Annotated in this window: 16 protein-coding genes; 10 read left to right on the forward strand and 6 right to left on the reverse strand. The window is 73.3% G+C overall.

Annotation, left to right across the window (positions count from 1 at the left end; all coding sequences use genetic code 11):
* Positions 1-47: 47 nt before the first annotated feature.
* From P5G50_RS08245 to P5G50_RS08265, 5 genes are all read left to right on the forward strand, one after another.
* On the forward strand, positions 48-1,226 hold the full coding sequence (locus tag P5G50_RS08245; protein ID WP_301211043.1) for an acyl-CoA dehydrogenase family protein: 1,179 nt from the start codon (positions 48-50) through the stop codon (positions 1,224-1,226).
* A gap of 60 nt (positions 1,227-1,286) precedes the next feature.
* Positions 1,287-2,249 carry a UDP-glucose 4-epimerase GalE gene (gene galE, locus P5G50_RS08250; RefSeq protein ID WP_301211041.1) on the forward strand — a complete coding sequence of 321 codons (963 nt, stop codon included), beginning with the start codon at positions 1,287-1,289 and terminating at the stop codon, positions 2,247-2,249.
* 184 nt (positions 2,250-2,433) lie between these two features.
* Entirely contained in the window at positions 2,434-2,754 is a 321-nt protein-coding gene (locus P5G50_RS08255) for a WhiB family transcriptional regulator (RefSeq protein ID WP_301211039.1), read from the forward strand.
* Between the two features lie 71 nt (positions 2,755-2,825).
* Positions 2,826-6,353: a glycosyltransferase family 2 protein gene (locus tag P5G50_RS08260; protein ID WP_301211036.1), complete on the forward strand. Its 3,528-nt coding sequence runs from the start codon at positions 2,826-2,828 to the stop codon at positions 6,351-6,353.
* Positions 6,346-7,776, forward strand: a complete 1,431-nt coding sequence (locus P5G50_RS08265; RefSeq protein WP_301211034.1) for a DUF5719 family protein — start codon at positions 6,346-6,348, stop codon at positions 7,774-7,776. Before P5G50_RS08260 ends, P5G50_RS08265 begins: the two co-directional genes overlap by 8 nt.
* A gap of 48 nt (positions 7,777-7,824) precedes the next feature.
* Here the strand turns inward: P5G50_RS08265 and P5G50_RS08270 are convergent, their stop codons facing one another.
* The gene (locus P5G50_RS08270) at positions 7,825-8,268 is read right to left on the reverse strand and encodes a metallopeptidase family protein (RefSeq protein WP_301211033.1); all 444 of its coding nucleotides are present in this window, start codon (positions 8,266-8,268) and stop codon (positions 7,825-7,827) included.
* Positions 8,269-8,310: 42 nt separating this feature from the next.
* Between P5G50_RS08270 and P5G50_RS08275 the strand changes: the two genes are divergently transcribed.
* From P5G50_RS08275 to P5G50_RS08290, 4 genes are read left to right on the forward strand one after another with little or no spacing between them, the layout of a single operon-like run.
* Entirely contained in the window at positions 8,311-8,532 is a 222-nt protein-coding gene (locus P5G50_RS08275; protein WP_301211031.1) for a DUF3499 family protein, read from the forward strand.
* Positions 8,529-9,959, forward strand: coding sequence for a phosphomannomutase/phosphoglucomutase (locus P5G50_RS08280; RefSeq protein ID WP_301211029.1), 1,431 nt, complete (start codon positions 8,529-8,531; stop codon positions 9,957-9,959). The genes P5G50_RS08275 and P5G50_RS08280 overlap by 4 nt, the downstream gene beginning before the upstream one ends.
* Positions 9,960-10,018: 59 nt before the next feature.
* Positions 10,019-11,512: an adenosylhomocysteinase gene (gene ahcY / locus P5G50_RS08285; RefSeq protein WP_301211027.1), complete on the forward strand. Its 1,494-nt coding sequence runs from the start codon at positions 10,019-10,021 to the stop codon at positions 11,510-11,512.
* A 13-nt stretch (positions 11,513-11,525) separates the two neighbouring features.
* Entirely contained in the window at positions 11,526-12,077 is a 552-nt protein-coding gene (locus tag P5G50_RS08290) for a GNAT family N-acetyltransferase (protein WP_301211025.1), read from the forward strand.
* Between the two features lie 47 nt (positions 12,078-12,124).
* Here P5G50_RS08290 and P5G50_RS08295 read toward each other — a convergent pair whose 3' ends face one another.
* Entirely contained in the window at positions 12,125-12,964 is an 840-nt protein-coding gene (locus P5G50_RS08295; RefSeq protein ID WP_301211024.1) for an RDD family protein, read from the reverse strand.
* 17 nt (positions 12,965-12,981) lie between these two features.
* Here P5G50_RS08295 and P5G50_RS08300 point away from each other — a divergent pair, with 17 nt between their 5' ends.
* Positions 12,982-13,977: a stage II sporulation protein M gene (locus P5G50_RS08300; RefSeq protein ID WP_301211021.1), complete on the forward strand. Its 996-nt coding sequence runs from the start codon at positions 12,982-12,984 to the stop codon at positions 13,975-13,977.
* Between the two features lie 390 nt (positions 13,978-14,367).
* Here the strand turns inward: P5G50_RS08300 and P5G50_RS08305 are convergent, their stop codons facing one another.
* Genes P5G50_RS08305 through P5G50_RS08320 form a run of 4 tightly spaced genes read right to left on the reverse strand, consistent with a single transcriptional unit; the run spans position 14,368 to position 18,661 of the window.
* A complete protein-coding gene (locus P5G50_RS08305) occupies positions 14,368-15,696 on the reverse strand; it encodes a DUF58 domain-containing protein (protein WP_301211019.1) in 1,329 nt (442 codons plus the stop codon).
* Between the two features lie 9 nt (positions 15,697-15,705).
* Positions 15,706-16,737 (reverse strand): AAA family ATPase, encoded by a 1,032-nt coding sequence (locus tag P5G50_RS08310; RefSeq protein ID WP_301211017.1) that lies wholly within the window; start codon positions 16,735-16,737, stop codon positions 15,706-15,708.
* Positions 16,734-18,002, reverse strand: coding sequence for a DUF4350 domain-containing protein (locus tag P5G50_RS08315; RefSeq protein WP_301211015.1), 1,269 nt, complete (start codon positions 18,000-18,002; stop codon positions 16,734-16,736). The genes P5G50_RS08310 and P5G50_RS08315 overlap by 4 nt, the downstream gene beginning before the upstream one ends.
* The gene (locus P5G50_RS08320) at positions 17,999-18,661 is read right to left on the reverse strand and encodes a DUF4129 domain-containing protein (protein WP_301211014.1); all 663 of its coding nucleotides are present in this window, start codon (positions 18,659-18,661) and stop codon (positions 17,999-18,001) included. The genes P5G50_RS08315 and P5G50_RS08320 overlap by 4 nt, the downstream gene beginning before the upstream one ends.
* Position 18,662 lies beyond the last annotated feature (1 nt).

The raw sequence follows: 18,662 nt of genomic DNA on the forward strand, positions 1-18,662 counted from the left end.
CTAGGCTGGCGGTCCCGTCCTCATTCCCTGCATGCACTGGAGCAGACATGGCCTTCGAGACCCTCGCCAGCGACTTCTACGGCTTCGAGGCGACGCTGACGGACCGCGAGAAGGAGTTCCTCGCGTCGCTCCGGGCGTCGGTCGAGACCGAGATCAAGCCGATCGTCAACGAGTACTGGGAGCGGGCGGAGTTCCCGCACCAGATCGTGGAGGTGCTGCACGGCGCCGGCGCGATCGGCCTCGGCTTCCCCGAAACGGCGCCGTTCGAGAACTCGGCGGTGTTCCGCGGGTGGGTGGCGCTGGAGCTCGCGCGCGTGGACGCCTCCGTCAGCACCTACGTCGGCGTGCAGAACGGCCTCGCGCTCGGCGCGATCGGGGTCTGCGGGTCGCCGGAGCAGCGCGCGGAGTGGCTGCCGAAGCTCGCGAGCGGCGAGGTCATCGGCGCCTTCGGGCTGACCGAGCCGCTGTCCGGCTCCGACTCGGCCCAGGGGCTGCGCACGGTCGCGACGCGCGACGGCGACGAGTGGGTGCTGAACGGCTCCAAGCGCTGGATCGGCAACGCCACCTTCAGCGACATCACGGTGATCTGGGCCAGGAACGCCGAGGACGGCCAGGTGCTCGGCTTCATCGTGCCGACCTCCACGCCGGGATACACGGCCACCAAGATCGAGGGCAAGCAGTCGCTGCGCATGGTGCAGAACGCCGACATCACCCTCGAGGGCGTACGCGTGCCGGAGGCGCTGCGGCTGCAGAACGCCAACAGCTTCCGCGACACGGCCGCCGTGCTCCGCCTCACACGCGCCGAGGTCGCGTGGGCCGCGGTCGGCGTCGCCATCGGCGCCTACGAGGCCGCGCTGCGCTACGCGAAGGAGCGCGTGCAGTTCGGCAAGCCGATCGCTAAGCACCAGCTCGTGCAGGACCTCCTCGTGAAGTCCCTCGGCGACATCACCGCGTCGATCGCGCTCTGCACCCGGGTCTCCGAGATGCTCGACAAGGGTGAGCAGCGCGACGAGCACTCCGCCCTCGCCAAGGCGTTCACGACCGCCAGGATGCGCGAGACCGTCGCCCGCTGCCGCGAGGTCCTCGGCGGCAACGGCATCGTCATCGAGTACGACGTCGCCCGCTTCTTCGCCGACGCGGAGGCGCTGTACTCGTACGAGGGCACGCGCGAGATGAACACGCTGATCGTCGGCCGCGCGATCACCGGCGAGGCCGCCTTCGTCTGACTCCTCCCGATAGGGTTCTGGTGGCCGCACGGCAGCGGCCCCGAACGGAGGAGGACCGGCGTGGCGTGGTTGGTGACCGGAGGAGCGGGCTACATCGGCTCGCACGTGGTGCGCGCGTTCCGGGAGGAGGGCATCGACGTCGTCGTGATCGACGACCTGTCGAGCGGCCACGAGGAGTTCGTGCCGTCCGGCGTGCCCTTCTACCGCGGGACCATCCTCGACGGGCCCCTGCTGGAGCGCGTCTTCGCCGAGAACGCGATCACCGGCGTCGTCCACGTCGCCGGCTTCAAGTACGCGGGCGTCTCCGTGCAGCGGCCCCTGCACACGTACGAGCAGAACGTCACGGCGACCGCCGTGCTGCTGGCGGCCATGCAGGAGGCGGGCGTCGACGCGATCGTGTTCTCCTCGTCCGCCGCGGTGTACGGCACGCCCGATGTCGACATCGTGACCGAGACCACCCCGAAGAACCCGGAGTCGCCCTACGGCGAGTCGAAGCTGATCGGGGAGTGGCTGCTGCGCGACCAGGGCATCGCGGCGGGGCTGCGCCACACCTCCCTCCGCTACTTCAACGTCGTCGGCTCCGGCGACCCGAGCCTGCGCGACACGAGCCCGCACAACCTGTTCCCGCTCGTGTTCGACGCGCTCGCCGACGGCCGCACCCCGCGCATCAACGGCACCGATTACCCGACGCCGGACGGCACCTGCGTGCGCGACTACATCCACGTCGCCGACCTCGCGGTGTCGCACGTCGCCGCGGCGAAGCGGCTCGACGCGCGCGAGCCGATCGAGCCGGTCTACAACCTCGGCAGCGGAGACGGCGTCAGTGTCGGCGAGATCATGGCGACGGTCGCCGAGGTGACCGGGATCGCCTTCACCCCAGAAGTGGGGCCTCGACGGCCGGGCGACCCCGCGAGGATCGTGGCATCGGGAGAGCTCGCAGCCCGCGACCTCGACTGGAAGATGCGCCACACCCTCCAGGAGATGGTGCGCAGCGCCTGGGAGGCACGCCAGGCGGCGTCCTGACATCGTCGTCATGGGGGTAGAACGGCCGGGCGTGTCGCGATCGTTGCCGACCCTCGGCGCGTCGCGAACCCTCGACCGGCGCTTAAGCCTTTACGATTCGCGACTTGACGGACGCGAATGACAACGGTGTAATTATTGAGACACGTTCAAGCGTGTCGGCAGTCGATGGGTGGGGAGAACCGATATGAGCGTTCCTGAATATCGTTCCGGGGTTCCCGACGACTGGTTCATCGATCCGGTGCGGCTGGGGGTGCCGGGGGTCCGGGCGAACGTCGACGACGACAATCCGCTCGCCTGGCAGACCGACGCTCTCTGCGCGCAGACGGACCCGGAGGCGTTCTTCCCCGAGAAGGGCGGCTCCACCCGCGACGCCAAGCGGATCTGCACCTCGTGCGAGGTGCGCTCCCAGTGCCTGGAGTACGCGCTCGCCAACGACGAGCGGTTCGGCATCTGGGGCGGGCTCTCCGAGCGTGAGCGCCGCAAGCTCCGCAAGCGCGCCGGCTGAACCACGTCGATTGCGCGCCGCGCCCGGATCAACACCCGGATCGGCGTGACCCCGACTTAGGCTGACTCGCGATGTATCCGAGAGTCACCGCCATCGTCGTCGCCCACAGCGGCGGCCCCCGCCTCCAGCGCACTCTCGACGCCATCGCAGCGCAGACCCGCAGGCCGGACGCCGTGATCGCCGTCGACTGCGCGACGAGCGACGACGCCGCGCGCCTGCTGGCGGACGCGAACCCGACCCAGTTGCTCTCCGTCGCCGAGAAGCTGCCCTTCGGCGCCGCCGTCGCGACCGCTGTGCGCGTCCTGCCGCCGGCGAACGCAGGCGCGTCCTCCACCGACCGATTGCCCGGCTCTGATCGACTGCTCTGGCTGCTCGCACACGACACCGCCCCCGAGCCGGAGGCGCTGGAGGCGCTGCTCGCCGCGCTCGAGGTCTCTCCCTCGGTCGCCGTGGTCGGCCCGAAGCTGGTCGACGCCGACGAGCCCGCCTTCATCCGCGAGTTCGGCGAGACGATGACGCCGTTCGGCGCGTCGGTGCCGCTGGTCGAGAACGAGCTCGACCAGGCGCAGCACGACGGGCTCAGCGACGTGCTCGCCGTCTCCAGCGCCGGCATGCTGGTGCGCCAGTCGCTGTGGGAGGAGCTGGACGGTTTCGACCCCGCCCTGCCGACCGTCGATGACGGCCTCGACTTCTGCACCCGCGCCCGCCTCGCCGGATACCGCGTGACGCTGGTCGCCCAGGCGCGCGTCGCGCTCGGCGGAGACGGCGTCGCCGGGCCCAACCTGTCGCGCAAGTGGTCGGTGCGCAGGCGGCTCGCCAAGGAGCGCCGTGCGGCGCAGCTGCACCGGCGGCTCGCCTACGCGCCCGGCTGGGCAGTGCCGTTCCACTGGTTGAGCCTGGTCCCGCTGGGCATCCTGCGCGCGCTGCTGCGCCTCCTGCGCAAGGAGCCGGGATCGATGGGAGGCGAGCTGCTGGCCGCCTTCCGGGTCGCGTTCTCCGGCATGGCCGTCGGCAACGCGCGCCGTCGCCTCGCCCGCGCCCGCACCGTGGGCTGGGCGGCCGTCGCGCCGCTGCGCATCCCGTTCTCGGAGGTCCGCCGTTCCCGTGCGCTCAAGCGCGAGGCGGCGATGGTGAGCCAGCAGGGCGAGCGCCAGGACCTCGACTTCTTCGGCGCGGGCGGCGGCTGGACCGTGCTCGCGGCCCTGGTCATCGGCGTGCTGCTGTTCTTCCCGCTGCTCAGCTCCCCGGCGCTGACGGGCGGCGGGATGCTGCCGCTCGACGCCTCCGTCGGCCGGCTCTGGGCCGACCTCGGCTACGGCTGGCGCGATGCGAGCCTCGGCTTCGTCGGCGCCGCCGACCCGTTCTCGGCGGTGCTCGCGGTGCTCGGGACGATCACCTTCTGGCAGCCGTCCCTGTCGCTCGTGCTGCTGACCGTGCTCGCGCTCCCGCTCTCGGCCCTCGGCGCCTGGCTGGCTGCCGCGCGGCTGACCGTGCGGCCCATGCTGCGCGCCTTCGGCGCCCTGGCGTACGCTCTCGCGCCGACGCTGCTCGTCGCGCTGCAGGGCGGGCGCCCGTCCGCTGTGCTGGCGCACGTGCTCCTGCCGTGGCTGTTCTTCGCCGGCCTGACCGCGCGCCGCTCGTGGACCGCCAGCGCGGTGACGGCGCTGCTGGCCGCCGCGACGGCCGCCTGCGCGCCCATCCTGATCCCCGCGCTCGTCGTCGCCTGGATCGCCACGATCGCCTTCGCAGGCCGGCGCGCCGCGCGCATCGCCTTCATCCCGGTGCCGGCGATCGTGCTGTTCGCGCCGCTCGTCTGGCAGCAGGCGCAGCGTGGCGCGTGGCTGTCCGTGCTGGTCGATCCTGGCCTCCCGGTGGCGTCGCGCGAGACCTCCGGCTGGCAGCTCGCGATGGGCTTCCCCGACGGCGGCCTCGGCGGCTGGCAGCCGCTCGCCGACGCCCTCGGCATCCCGGCGCTCGCGCCGACGATCGCGGTGCCGCTGCTGCTGGCTCCGCTGGGCGTGCTCGCGCTGCTGGCGCTCTTCCTGCGCGGCACCGTGCGCGCTGTCGTGGCGCTGGTCGTCGCGCTCACCGGCTTCGTCACCGCGGTGGCCGCCGCGCAGCTCCAGCTCGCCGCGACCGGAGGCACGGTCGTCGCGATCTGGCCCGGCAGCGGGCTCAGTCTCTACTGGCTGGGACTCGTCGGCGCCGCCGTCCTCGCCCTCTCGGCCCTCGGTCGCGCCGCGATCTACCCGCTGTGGGTCGCGCTGGTCGCCCTGGCGGTCGTCGCCGTTCCTGCGGCGATCGGCCAGCACAGCGATGTCGTGCCCGCGGCCGTGGCCGGGAGCGACGGCCGGACGATGCCCGCCGTCGTGGGCGCCAAGGCGGCGACGCAGCCGCGCACCGGCACGCTCCGCCTGACCCCGCAGGCCGGGGGAGGGCTGGCGGCGGAGATCGTGCGCGGCTCCGGCGAGACGCTCGACGCGCAGACGACCCTCAGCTCGACGCAGCGCACCCTGACCGGCGAACAGCGCGACCTCGCCACACTGGCCGGCAACCTCGCCTCGCGCAGCGGCTACGACGCCTCCGCGGAGCTCAAGGACCTCGGCATCGACTTCGTGCTGCTCGCGCCACCGGCGACCGGGCCCGCCTCTGTCGCGGGCATCGCACCGGAGGAGGCGAAGCCGGCGTCCACGCTCGCCGCCGATGAGGTGGGATCCCGGGCCGCCATCGCGCTCGACGCCAACGCCCTGCTCGCGCCGGTCGGCACGACCGCCAGCGGCCAGCTGTGGGCGTTCGACCGCGGGACCGCCGCCGTGCCGGAGGCCGCTCGCATCCCGGGCGACGCCGGAGGGATCTGGCGCCTGCTCGTGCTGCTGGTGCAGGGCGTCGTGATCGGCGCCACGCTGCTCATGGCGATCCCGACCACGCGCTCCGCCGACCGCGTCTCCGAGTTGACGGGCCGCCGCCCCGACCGCCGCCCGAGCCGTCGTGCCGCCAAGCGCGCTGCGGCCGGCGCCGGCGCTGGTGCGACGGAAGCCGCTGCCGCCGACGAGACTTCCGAGGGCGCCGGCGGCGAATCCGACGCCACGGGGTCCGACGGTCGCGAGGTCCCGGTCGAGGAGGCGGAGCCGGAGGAGCTGGGCGCCGTCGAACCCGACGACGCCCTCGACGAGCCGCCGGCCGGTGACACCCCGATCGCGGACGAGAGCCTGCAGGAGTACGAGGCCGAGCCGCTCGACGAGGCGTCGGTCGAGGCCGCGGATGAGGAGGGCCTGCCCGCTGAGCCCGTGCCCGCGCCTGCGGCGGATTCCGAGCCTGCACCCGCCCACGCGCCGGTGTTCGAGGCGCGGCCGGCGTGGGAGGTGGCGCCCGCTGCCGCGCAGGAGCCCGCTCCCGCTCCCGAGCCCGGCGCCCCAGCCGACCCCGCACCCGACTACGACCCGGACGAGACGATCGACCGCGCCACGTTCGAGCGCCTGCGTCCGGCGTGGGTCACCACCCCGAGCACCCCGACGACGCTCGAGGACGGACTGGAGGAGACCATCATCCGGCCCCGTCGTGCGTCCGGCCCGATGAACGACGGAGGCGACCGTGGCTGACCGCAGAATGCTGACGCGGATCGGCATCCGCACCGCCGGCGGTCTCGTCGGCGCCGGGATCGCCGTCGTCGTCGTCGCCGGCGCGAGCCTCCTGCCGCTCCCCGGTTTCGCCATCGGCGCCCCGCAGCAGACGGTGCGCCCCGTGCCCGCCGACCAGCAGCGGGTGTGCCCCGGCCCGATCCTCGCACTCGCGGCCGACGCGGGCGAGGCGACCCGCCCGACCTCGCTCGGCGAGCCGACCGTCGCCGCGGGGACCGACGGCCCCGAGATCCAGACCCGCAGTCTTACGCCGGACGCCGACAGCGCGGGGGAGGCCGAGGCCCCGGAGCTGCTGAGCACCGCCACCCCGCAGGGTGCGACCACTCCGCCGCTGTTCGCCGCCGCCCAGGCCCAGGTCGCCCAGACCGAGGACCTCGCGGGCCTCGCGTCCGCCGCGTGCGCGGAGCCCTCTGCCGACACCTGGCTGGTCGGAGGCTCCACCGCGCTCGGCCAGACGAGCCTCGTGCTGCTCGCCAACCCGACCTCCGTCGACGCGAGCGTCGACCTCACCATCTACGCCGAGACCGGCCCCGTCGACGCCCCTGGCGCGACCGGGATCGTGGTCCCGGCGGGGGCGCAGAAGGTCGTGCCGCTCGCCGGGCTCGCCCCCTCCGCCGCCGCGCCCGTCGTGCGCGTGCGGACCAGTGGCGGCGAGGTCGTCGCCTCGCTGCAGCAGAGCTACGAGCAGGGCATCCAGCCGCGCGGCGTCGAGCTGACGGGTGCGACGGCCGCCCCCGAGCGACAGCAGATCATCACCGGCGTCACGATCGCGAACCTCGCCGCCGTGACGGCCGGGCAGTCGGGGGAGAGCGTCGGCGTCGACTTCCCGACCGTCCGCCTCCTCGTGCCCGGGGATGCGGACGCCGACGTGCAGATCGGCGCGGTGGGCGAGAACGGGACGGCCGCAGGCAACTCCTACTCCCAGACCGTGAAGGCCGGCAACGTGGCCGAGATCCCGCTCCAGGGGCTCAAAGACGGCAGTTTCACGGTGACCGTGAACTCCAGCGTCCCCGTGGTCGCCGCCGTACGCACCTCCGTCATCGGGTCGAAGGCGCGCGACTTCAGCTGGTTCGCCGCCTCCCGCGCGCTCGCCGACAAGGCCATGTACGTGGCCCCGAGCGGTCCTGGCGCGATGCTGCACCTTTCGAACCCGACGGAGGCGGACCGCACGGTCACCATGACGCCGCAGAGCGGCGCTGCCAAGAAGATCACTGTCCCGGCCGAGGGCGGCTCCAACCTGGTCGTCGCGGCCGGGCGGTACACGCTCGACGACGCGAAGGGCCTCTACGGCAGCGTCAGCATGGGCGCGGACGGCGTCGCGAGCTCGTTCGCGCTGAACCCGCCGGGTCCGCTCGCCGCGCCGATCGACGTCTACCCGCGCTGAGCCTCCGCCCGCCGGGGCGGCGGGCGCGGATCGTTCAGAAGCGCCGGCTCAGAAGTGCCGGAACCGGTCGGGCGCCAGGTCCCACGGGTCCTTGCCGAGCAGCTCGGCGACCGCGCGGAAGACGCAGCCCTCGATGTACATGCGCCGGTGCTGCTCGTCGTCGCGGTGCAGCTTGGTGAGCCGCTGGATCGGCACCCGGTAGAACACCACCCGGCGCCGCGCGTGGTCGACCGACCAGCGGTCGACGCCGTCCGAGCCGGTGTTGCCGATCGGAGTCGCAGCGACCTCGAAGTGCACGTCGGCCAGCTCGTCCGGCCAGACGCCTTTGAGGTAGTCGGCGGTGGAGGCGATGGTCATGTCGAAGAAGTCGATCCGGTTGTTCAGCATCGGCAGATGCGGGCCGGTGACCGGGCCCCTCGCCCCGCGTCCGTGCCTGCTCCGCCAGCGGCTCGTGGCCGGCGGCTGACTGCTGGTGCGGCGGTTGCGGGGCATGTCGCCATCCTACGTCGGTGGTGCTCCGGTAGTCTGGCCCGGATGTTGAGCCGGCCCTGTTCCCGCGTCGCGTGTCCCCGAGACGCCGTCGCGACTCTGACGTACGTGTACGCGGACTCGATGGCCGTGCTCGGACCCCTCAGCCTCTCGCACGAGCCCCACTCGTACGATCTGTGCGCCATCCACGCCGAGCGGCTGTCCGCCCCGCAGGGCTGGCAGATCGTGCGTCACCAGGTGTTCGGTGAAGTAGGTTATGGGGCGTGAACGCGCTCAGTGACTCCCGCTCCCGCCTCCACTCCGTCGTCAAGGCCTACGACATCCGGGGCCTGGTCGGCGAGGGGCTGACCGAGGAGGTCGTGGAGGCCATCGGCGCCGCATTCGTCGACGAGGTGGGCGCCGCCGGCCGTGACGTCGTCGTGGGGCACGACATGCGCGACTCCTCGCCCGGCTTCGCGGCCGCCTTCGCCCGCGGGGTGCAGGCGCGCGGGGGAGACGTGGTCTCGATCGGGCTCTGCTCCACCGACGAGTCGTACTTCGCCTCCGGGTTCCTCGACGCGCCGGCGGCCATGTTCACCGCCAGCCACAACCCGGCGACCTACAACGGCATCAAGCTCTCGCGGGCGGGCGCGCAGGGCCTCAGCATGGACACCGGCCTCGCCGCCGTCCGCGACCGCGCAGGCGACTACCTCGAGAGCGGCATCCCCGCCGTCGATCGCCCTGGCACCTTCCGCGAGCAGGACGTGCTCGCCGACTACGCCGGCTACCTGCGCTCGCTGGTCGACCTGAGCGGCATCCGCCCGCTCACCGTCGTGGTCGACGCGGGCAACGGGATGGGCGGCCTCACCGTGCCGGCCGTCCTCGGCGAGGCCGCGGGCCTCCCCGCGCTGCCGATCACCGTCATCCCGCTGTACTTCGAGCTCGACGGCTCGTTCCCCAACCACGAGGCCAACCCGCTGGAGCCGAAGAACCTGGTCGACCTCCAGCGCGCCGTCCTCGACCACGGCGCCGACCTGGGGCTCGCCTTCGACGGCGACGCCGACCGCTGCTTCGTGGTCGACGAGCTGGGGCAGGCCGTCACCCCCTCCGCCGTCGCGGCCATCGTCGCGCTGCGCGAGATCGCCCGGGCGCGCGCGGAGGACCCGGAGGCCGAGATCACGGTCATCCACAACCTGATCACCTCCAACATCGTCCCCGAGACGATCGAGGCGGCCGGCGCGGTCCCGCTGCGCACGCGGGTGGGTCACACCCTGATCAAGGACGCGATGCGCGCCTCCGGTGCGGTGTTCGGCGGCGAGCACTCCGCCCACTACTACTTCCGCGACTTCTGGAGCGCCGACAACGGCATGCTCGCGGCGATGCACGTGCTCGCCGAGTTCGGCCTGCAGGACGAGCCCCTGTCGGCGCTGGCCGCCCGGTTCACGCCGTACGCGATGTCGGGCGAGATCAACTCGACCGTCGACGACGTCCCGGCCGCGTACACCCGGGTGGTCGAGGCGTTCGCGAGCCGGGCGGAGTTCGACGAGCTCGACGGCCTGACCGTGACCGGCACCGTCGGCCAGGACGAGCCGTTCTGGTGGTTCTCGGTCCGCCCCTCCAACACAGAGCCCCTGCTCCGGCTCAACGTGGAGGCGCAGGACGAGCGGACGATGGCCGCCATCCGCGACGAGGTGCTCGCGCTCATCCGCGCCTGAGCACCGGGTCGGCCCGTCATCGGGGAGGTGCCCCGGGAGGGGGATGCCACAATGGGAGCATGCCCGCTTCCAGCTCCGCCACGCCGCTGACCGGCGCCCTTCCGTACCGCGTCGCCGACCTCTCGCTCGCCGAGGCCGGCCGCCACCAGCTCCGCCTCGCCGAGAACGAGATGCCCGGCCTCATGGCCCTCCGCGAGGAGTTCGGCCCGTCGCAGCCGCTCGCCGGCGCGCGCATCGCCGGCTCGCTGCACATGACCGTGCAGACCGCCGTCCTGATCGAGACGCTGGTCGCCCTCGGCGCGCAGGTGCGCTGGGCCAGCTGCAACATCTTCTCCACGCAGGACGAAGCGGCCGCCGCCGTCGCCGTTGGGCCGACGGGAACGGTGGAGGCGCCCGCCGGCGTCCCCGTCTTCGCCTGGAAGGGCGAGACGCTGGAGGAGTACTGGTGGTGCACCCAGCAGATCTTCGACTGGTCCGCCGAGTCTGAGGCAGCAGGTGCCGACTGGACCGGCCCCAACCTGATCCTCGACGACGGCGGCGACGCCACCCTCCTCGTGCACAAGGGCCGCGAGTTCGAGCTCGCCGGCGCCGTGCCCGACGACGCGCCCGGCGACAGCCACGAGTACCGCGTGATCCTCGCCGCGCTGCGCGCCTCCCTCGCCGAGTCGTCCGACCGCTGGACGAAGGTCGCCGACGGCATCCTCGGCGTCACCGAGGAGACCACCACGGGCGTGCACCGCCTCTACGAGCTGGCGAAGGCGGGGCAGCTGCTGTTCCCGGCGATCAACGTCAACGACTCGGTCACCAAGAGCAAGTTCGACAACAAGTACGGCATCCGCCACTCCCTCCCGGACGGCCTCAACCGCGCCACCGACGTGCTGATCGGCGGCAAGGTCGCCTTCGTCGCCGGCTATGGCGACGTCGGCAAGGGCGCTGCGGAGGCGCTGCGCGGCCAGGGCGCGCGCGTGATCGTCAGCGAGGTCGACCCCATCAACGCCCTCCAGGCCGCGATGGACGGGTACCAGGTCGCCCGGCTGGAATCGGTGATCGACCAGGTCGACATCCTGATCACGGGAACCGGCAACGTCAACGTCGTGACGCTCGACCACCTGCTCGGCCTCAAGCACCTCGCGATCGTCGCGAACGTCGGCCACTTCGACAACGAGATCGACATGGCCTCGCTCGAGGCCCTGCCCGGCGCCGAGAAGGTCGAGATCAAGCCGCAGGTGCACGAGTGGAGGCTGCCCACCGGCCGCAGCATCCTCGTCCTCTCCGAGGGCCGCCTGATGAACCTCGGCAACGCGACCGGCCACCCCAGCTTCGTCATGAGCAACTCGTTCGCCAACCAGGTGCTCGCCCAGCTGGAGCTGTACGTCTCGCGCGAGGACTACCCCGTCGGCGTGTACGTGCTGCCGAAGCGGCTCGACGAGAAGGTTGCGCGTCTCCACCTCGCCTCCCTCGGCGTCGAGCTGACGACCCTGACCGACGAGCAGGCCGCGTACATCGGGGTCCCGGTCGAGGGCCCGTACAAGGTCGACCACTACCGGTACTGACGGGACGCGGGGGATGGAGCTCGACTTCCAGGACCGGGAGCTGCCCGGCGGCATCACGCTGCGCCTGCGCCGCGAGGACGACGCGGCCGCCCTGGCCGAGGCGTACGCGCGCAACCGCGCGCACCTCGCGCCGTGGGACCCGACGCGCTCGGAGGACTTCTACACCGAGGAGGGCCAGCGCTCCCGGATCCGGGAACGGCTCGCGCTGCGGGCGCTGGGCACAGCGGTGCCGCTCGTGCTGGTCGACGGCGACGAGATCGCCGGCGCCATCGATCTCAGCGACATCGTGCGCGGGGCGTTCCAGTCGGCGATGGTCGGCTACTGGCTGGACCGCTCCCACACCGGGCGCGGACTGGCCTCCGCCGCCCTCTCCGCGGTGATCGACACGGCGCGCGACGACCTCGGGCTGCACCGCATCCAGGCGGCCACACTGCTGGCCAACCACGCCTCGCAGTCGGTGCTGGCCCGCGCGGGCTTCGAGCGGATCGGTGTTGCGCCCTCGTACCTGCAGATCGCGGGGCGCTGGCAGGACCACGTGCTGTTCCAGCGCATCCTGCACGACTGAGGCGCCGCCTCCCGCGGCTGCACTCGTACCGAGTGCGCGCCTTGCCGTCAGCGGTCGGGGAAGGCGTGCGGCAGGGCGTCGAGGACCGGCGTGAGGCGGTCGAGCCGGTCGTGCTCCAGCTGCAGCGCGCGCGTGTCGCGCTGGCGCCGCAGCACGGCGACGCCCACCAGGAACGTCTCGGCGTCGACCGGGGGAAGCGGCGAGACATACGCCGACGCCTCCCGCGCCAGCTCCGTGCTGAGCCCCACGCGCGCCGCCGGGGTGAGCTGGGGCGCCTGCCGCACGAACTGCGCGATGCGGCGCGACAGCCGGTCGGGAAGGCGCGCGACGTCCGCCGTCTGCGCCCACCCCGCCAGCTGCGGCGCGAGATACAGGTCGAGCGGCCGCGCCTTCGGGACCCGCTCCAGCTGGCTGTAGGCGCCCGCCATCAGGTCGCCGAGCCGCTTGGAGCGCGTGCTCAGGAGGCCGGTCAGGGCCGCGATGCCGCCGAACGTCATGAAGATCTCGAGCACCCCGGCGAGGGCGCGGATGAAGGCGTGCCGGAAGCCGATCGCGCCGCCGTCGTCGCGTACGATCCGCGCACCCACGGCCAGCTTGCCGAGCGACCGGCCGCGCGTCGCCAGCTCGATCGTGGTCGGCAGGATCACCATCCCGAACACCAGGATGAGGATGACCAGCGCCCGCACCAGCGCGCCGTCGAGCCCGCCGCCGGTCGCGACGAGCAGCATCAGGCAGCCGAACATGATCAGGAGGTACGTCAGCCAGTCGATGATGGTGCCGGCGGCGCGGAGCAGGTAGCTGGCCGGGCGGACGTCGAGCGCGACGGCCTCGCCGGTGAGCAGCTCGCGCTCGGCCGGAGCGGAGGAGGCGTCCGTCGCTGCCGTCATGGCTATCATTCAAGCAGATGGATCTCGACGCGTTCACGGCCTCCCGCAGCGCCGACTGGGACAGGCTCTCCCGGTTGGCGAAGCAGCGTCGCCTCGACGGCCGCGACGCCGACGAGCTGATCGACCTGTACCAGTCCGGGGCGGCCGACCTGTCGGCCATCCAGACCAGCGCCGGGTCCACCGCCGTCGGCGACCGGCTGTCGCTCGCACTGGCGTCCGCCCGGCTGCGGTTCACGGGGACGAGCGCGAACCTCCTGTCGCAGCTGCCCCGCTTCTTCGTGCTGCAGCTGCCGGCCGCGCTGTACCGCATCCGCTGGATCGTCCTCGCGGTCGCCGTCGCCACGGTCGTGATCGCGACCCTGTACGCGGTGTGGATCACCGGGAACCCGGACGTGCTGCGCAACCTCGGCAGCGACGCGAACCTCCGCCAGTACGTCGAGCACGACTTCATCGACTACTACTCGAACAACCCGGCGTCGTCGTTCGCCGGGCAGGTGTGGACCAACAACGCCTGGATCGCCGCCCAGTGCATCGCGTTCGGGATCACCGGCGCGTGGGTGCCGTACGTGCTCGTGCAGAACGCCGTCGGCGTCGGCACCGCCGCCGGCGTGATGTTCGCGTACGGACGCGGCGACGTGATGTTCTCGTACATCCTCCCGCACGGGCTGCTGGAGCTGACGAGCGTCTTCGTGGCGGCGGCCGCCGGACTCCGCATCTTCTGGGCCTGGATCGCGCCGGGCGCGCGCACCCGCACGCAGGCGCTCGCCGAGGACGGCCGCGCGCTGTTCACGGTCGCGGTCGGCTGCGCACTCAGCCTCTTCGTCTCGGGCCTGATCGAGGGCTTCGTCACGCCGTCCCCGCTGCCGGTCTGGGCGAAGATCACGATCGGCGCGCTCGCCCTCGCGGCCTTCTTGGCCTACATGCTCGTGCTCGGCCGCCGCGCGGTGCGCGCCGGCGAGACGGGCGACCTCACCGAGTTCGAGGCCGGCTCGCGCCGCGTCGTCGCGGGCTGAGCCGCGGCGCCGGAACGGAGGAGGCGACGCCCGCCGGGAACGGAGGATGCTGCGCTCGCCGCGCCGTCATCCTGCCGGGAACGGAGGAGACGGCGGTCTCGCCGCCGCGATTCACCTCCGTTTCGCGTAGCGGTCGCATTGCGCCGCCACACGCGCCTCCCGGCCGGAAGGGAGGACGGGGTGGCCATCGGGACCACCCTCCGCAGGAAGGGAGGAAACCGCCGGCCTCCCGCCGCGATCTGCCTCCGTTTCGCACCGTGGTCGCGCGGCGATGCCACGCGGGCCTCAAACCGGAAGGGAGGAGGCGACAGCAGTGCGGCCGAGATCCTCCTCCGTTCGGCGCAGCCCTCCGGCGTGTCGCCGCGAGGCTCCTCCGTTCCCTACCGCGCTCTACAGCCGCCCCGCGGCCTTCAGTGCGAGGTACCGGTCGGCCAGCGCGGGCGGCAGCTCGGCTGGCGCCCCGGTCACGACCTCTGCCCCGAGCCGCTGCACGGCAGCGGTGACACGGGACACGTCGAGCAGCGCGCGCTCCGCGGCGGCGGCGCGGTACACCTCCTCGCGGTCGCGGCGCTCGTGCACGGCGGCCAGGGCCGGGTCGGTGACGCTCGCCACGACGACGAGGTGCTTGCGGGTCAGCTGGGGCAGCACCGACAGCAGCCCGCGGGATGCCCCGGGCGCGTCGATCGAGGTCAGCAGCACGACGAGCGAGCGGCGGCTGGTGAGCGACGACACCTGCGCCGGCACCGCCGACCAGTCGAGCTCGATGAGCGCCGGTTCGATGGTCGCCATCCTGTCGACCATGCGCGACAGCAGCTCGGGGCCGCTGGCTCCGCTGACGCGGCCGCGCACCATCCGGTCGTACGCGAGGAAGTCGATGCGGTCGCCCGCGCGCGTGGCGAGCGCCGCGAGCAGCAGGGAAGCCTCGAAGGCCGTGTCGATGCGCGGCTCGTCGCCCACCCGGGCGGCGGAGGTGCGGGCGGTGTCCACCACGATGACGACGCGCCGGTCGCGCTCGGGGCGCCAGGTGCGGACCATCACGCGGCCGCCATGGCCCGTCACGGGGTCCAGTCGTCGCGCCGTCGCCCGCCAGTCGATCGAGCGCACGTCGTCGCCGCGCACGTACTCGCGCAGCGAATCGAACTCGGTTCCCTGGCCGCGCAGCTGCACGCTGGTGGTGCCGTCGAGCTCCCGCAGCCGCGCCAGCCGGGACGGCAGGTGCTTGCGCGAGGAGAACGGCGGCAGCACACGCAGCCGGCCGGGCGCGACCAGCGTTGCCTGCCGCGCCCAGAGGTGCAGCGGCCCCCACGAGCGGACCGTCACCTGCTCCACCCGCCGCTCGCCCCTCCGCCACGGCCGCAGCGTCGTCGTCACGCGGCGCCGCTCGCCGGCGGGGAGGTCGAGGGCCGTCCGCGTCGCGACCGCCCCCGCCGAGGGCTCCCACGCGTCGCGGACCGTTCCGTGCAGCCTCCTGCCGCCCGTGTTCGTCAGAAATAGCTCGGCCACGACCTCTGTGCCGAGCCTGACGCGCGACGGCACCGCTCGCTCCACCGCGACGCGACGGGGGGAGGCGGCCAGGCCGAGGTCGAGCACACCCAGCAGCACGCACAGCAGCACCCAGCCGCCGAGCACCGCGTACGCGGGACCGGCCTCGCCGCCCAGGAGCACGACGGGCACCACGCCCAGCGCGAGCAGGGCGACGAAGCGTCCGGAGAGGGTCATCGGGCGGGCCTAGATCGGGACCTGGACCTGCTGCACGATCGAGCGCAGGATCGCGTCGGCACCGACGCCCTCGAGCTCGGCCTCCGGGCGCAGCTGGAGGCGGTGCCGCCACACCGGGACGAGCATCGCCTGCACGTGGTCCGGGGTGATCGACTCGTAGCCGGAGAGCCAGGCCCACGCCTTCGCCGTCGCGAGCAGCGCGGTGGTGCCGCGGGGGCTGACGCCCAGCCGCACCGACGGGCTCTGCCGCGTGGCGCGGGCGAGGTCGACGATGTAGGCGAGCACGTCCGCATTCGCGCCGACGGAGGCCGCCGCGGCGCGGGCCGCGTGCAGCTCCGCCGCGCCGAGCACCGGCGTGACGCCCGCCGCGGTGAGGTCGCGCGGGTTGAAGCCGGCCGCGTGCCGCCGCAGCACCTCCACCTCGCTGTCGCGCTCCGGCACGTCGAGGGTCAGCTTGAGCAGGAAGCGGTCGAGCTGCGCCTCGGGCAGGGCGTAGGTGCCCTCGTACTCGATCGGGTTCTGGGTGGCGGCCACGATGAAGGGGTCGGGGAGGCGGCGGCTCACGCCGTCGACGCTCACCTGGCGCTCCTCCATCGCCTCCAGCAACGCCGACTGCGTCTTCGGGGGCGTGCGGTTGATCTCGTCCGCCAGCAGGATGTTGGTGAACACCGGGCCCTCGCGGAAGACGAAGCCGCCGGTCTGCGCGTCGTACACGAGCGATCCGGTGACGTCACCCGGCATCAGGTCGGGCGTGAACTGGATGCGCTTGGTGTCCAGGTTGAGCGCCTGACTCAGCGAGCGGACCAGGAGGGTCTTCGCCACACCGGGCACGCCCTCCAGCAGCACGTGGCCGCGCGCCAGCAGCGCGATGATCAGGCCGGTCACGGCGCCGTCCTGGCCGACGACCGCCTTGCCGACCTCGGCGCGCACGCGTGCGAGGGCCTGGCGCAGGGCGGCGGAGTCGGCGGCAGCGGTCGCGCCGGGGGCGGCGGTACCGCCGAAGGTGCCGGCCGCGTCGGTTCCGGTGCTGAGGTCGGTCATGAGTCCATTCTTCCGGTCGGGGGCAGGGGTCTTCCGCTCGTGGGCGACACGGCCGCGGCGGTGTCGCGTTCGAGCGCGGAGAGGGCGTCGGAGAGGGCGAGGAGGTCGCGGTCGGTCGCGGGGAGGTCGTCGATCAGGATGCGGCGCACCGTCGGCCGGTCGCGCCCGGTGAGGGCGGCGACGGCGAGCACGACCTCGTCGACGGTCGCGGTGCGGGGGAGCCCCGCGGTCCGGGCGAGCCGCCCGATCGCGCCGATGCGCAGCGCGTCGACGGCGCGCAGTCGGGCGGACGAGCGCTGGTACAGCCGGGCGCGGCCCTCCCTGGTCTCGTCGGCGCGGACGACCACGGGCAGGTTCTCGACCACGAGCGGGCCGAACCGCCTGCCGCGCCAGACGGCTGCCGCCAGGAACACGACGACCCCGAGCAGCAGCACCGGAGTGACCCACCCCGGGGTCAGGGCGGCGATGTCCGCCGGGCCGGTGACCGGCCGGTCGACGAGGCCCGGCAGATACCAGACGAGCGTGCGGTGCTCGCCGAGCACCCCGAGGGCGAGCGCGGCGTTGCCCTGGCGGTCGACGCCGTCGTTCATGAGCAGCGCCGCCGATCCGACCAGCGTCAGGTCGGCGCCCTGGTACGTCGTCCGGACGAGGGAGGCCCCGCCTCCGCCGTCGGTGAAGCACGCGACCGCGTCGCCATCCACGTCGAAGGTGCCGGGAAGCGACGAGCCCTCGGTCGTGCTGGTCGGTCGCGGATCGATCCGCCCGGCTCGCTGGGCCGCCGGGAGGTCGCACCCCGCCGACGAGGCGCCCTCGGGCGCACCGGCCGCGCGGACGCCGGGCGCGACCTCCTGCAGGGTCCGGAAGTCGGGCTCGATCACGACGAGCGCGGGAGCCGTGTCGGCGAGGGCCCGGTAGCCGTCGGCGGGCAGGTTGCCGGCCGGGTCGTAGACGAGGACCGTCGCGTCGGGCGCTGCGGCCTGCGCCTCCTCGAGCGTGGTCGCCGTGCGCACGTCGACGCCCTGCCCGCGCAGCACCTGAGCGACCGCCTTGCCGCCGACAGGGCCGGCGTTGCCCGCGTCGAGCGCGACGCCCGAGGACGAGCCGCCCCCGGTGAGCAGCAGGCCGAGCCCCGCGATCAGCAGGGCGATGACGCCGAGGACGATCCACGGCACGGCACGCCGGGCGGTCTGGCCGACCGTGGCCGAGCGCGCGGGCGCCGGCGCGGCGGGCGCCGGTGCCGCAGGAGGCGTGGAGGTCGTCGTCACGACACCACCGCCACCGGAGCCGGTCGTACCTGCTGCAGCCGCTGATCCAGCGCGACGAGCTGCTGGTATCCGGCCTCTGTCCCCGGGCGGTCGAGGTACCGGACGTCGTCGAAGGCGCGCGCGGCCTCCCGCAGACCCTCTCGCTCGGCGGGCGCGACGATGGCGGCGCGCTGCGCGAAGTCGGTGGCTGTCGTGCCGGGCGTCACGGTCACGAGCGTGCGCTCGTCGAGGGCGACCGCGATGGCCCGGAACTGCTCCTCGATCGCGAGCACCCAGTCCTGCGCCTGGGCCGCCGTCGCGGCGGAGCGGCGCAGCTCGTCGGCGGTGCGGAGGTCGTCGGCGCCGAACAGCGCCCGGCGCTCGCTCGCCCGCCGGTTGATCCGCGGACGACCGAAGATGAGGAACGCGGCCACGATGAGCCCGAGCACGATCAGGACGACCACGGCCAGCAGGACGGGACCGGCGTCTCCCGTCGGTCCGTTGAGCAGCGACCCGATCCAGTCCTGCACGGCTTTCGACGCCTGGTCGAACCAGGTCGGCTTGGCCGCCTGGTACTCGGGCTTGGCGAGCTCCTGCCGGATCCAGTCCTGCGCCTCCGGCCCGGACGGGTCGACCGGGACGTCGAGACGTGCCGCGCCCGTCAGCGCCGCGCCGAGCACC

The sequence above is a fragment of the Leifsonia williamsii genome, assembly GCF_030433685.1.
Lineage (GTDB): Bacteria > Actinomycetota > Actinomycetes > Actinomycetales > Microbacteriaceae > Leifsonia > Leifsonia williamsii.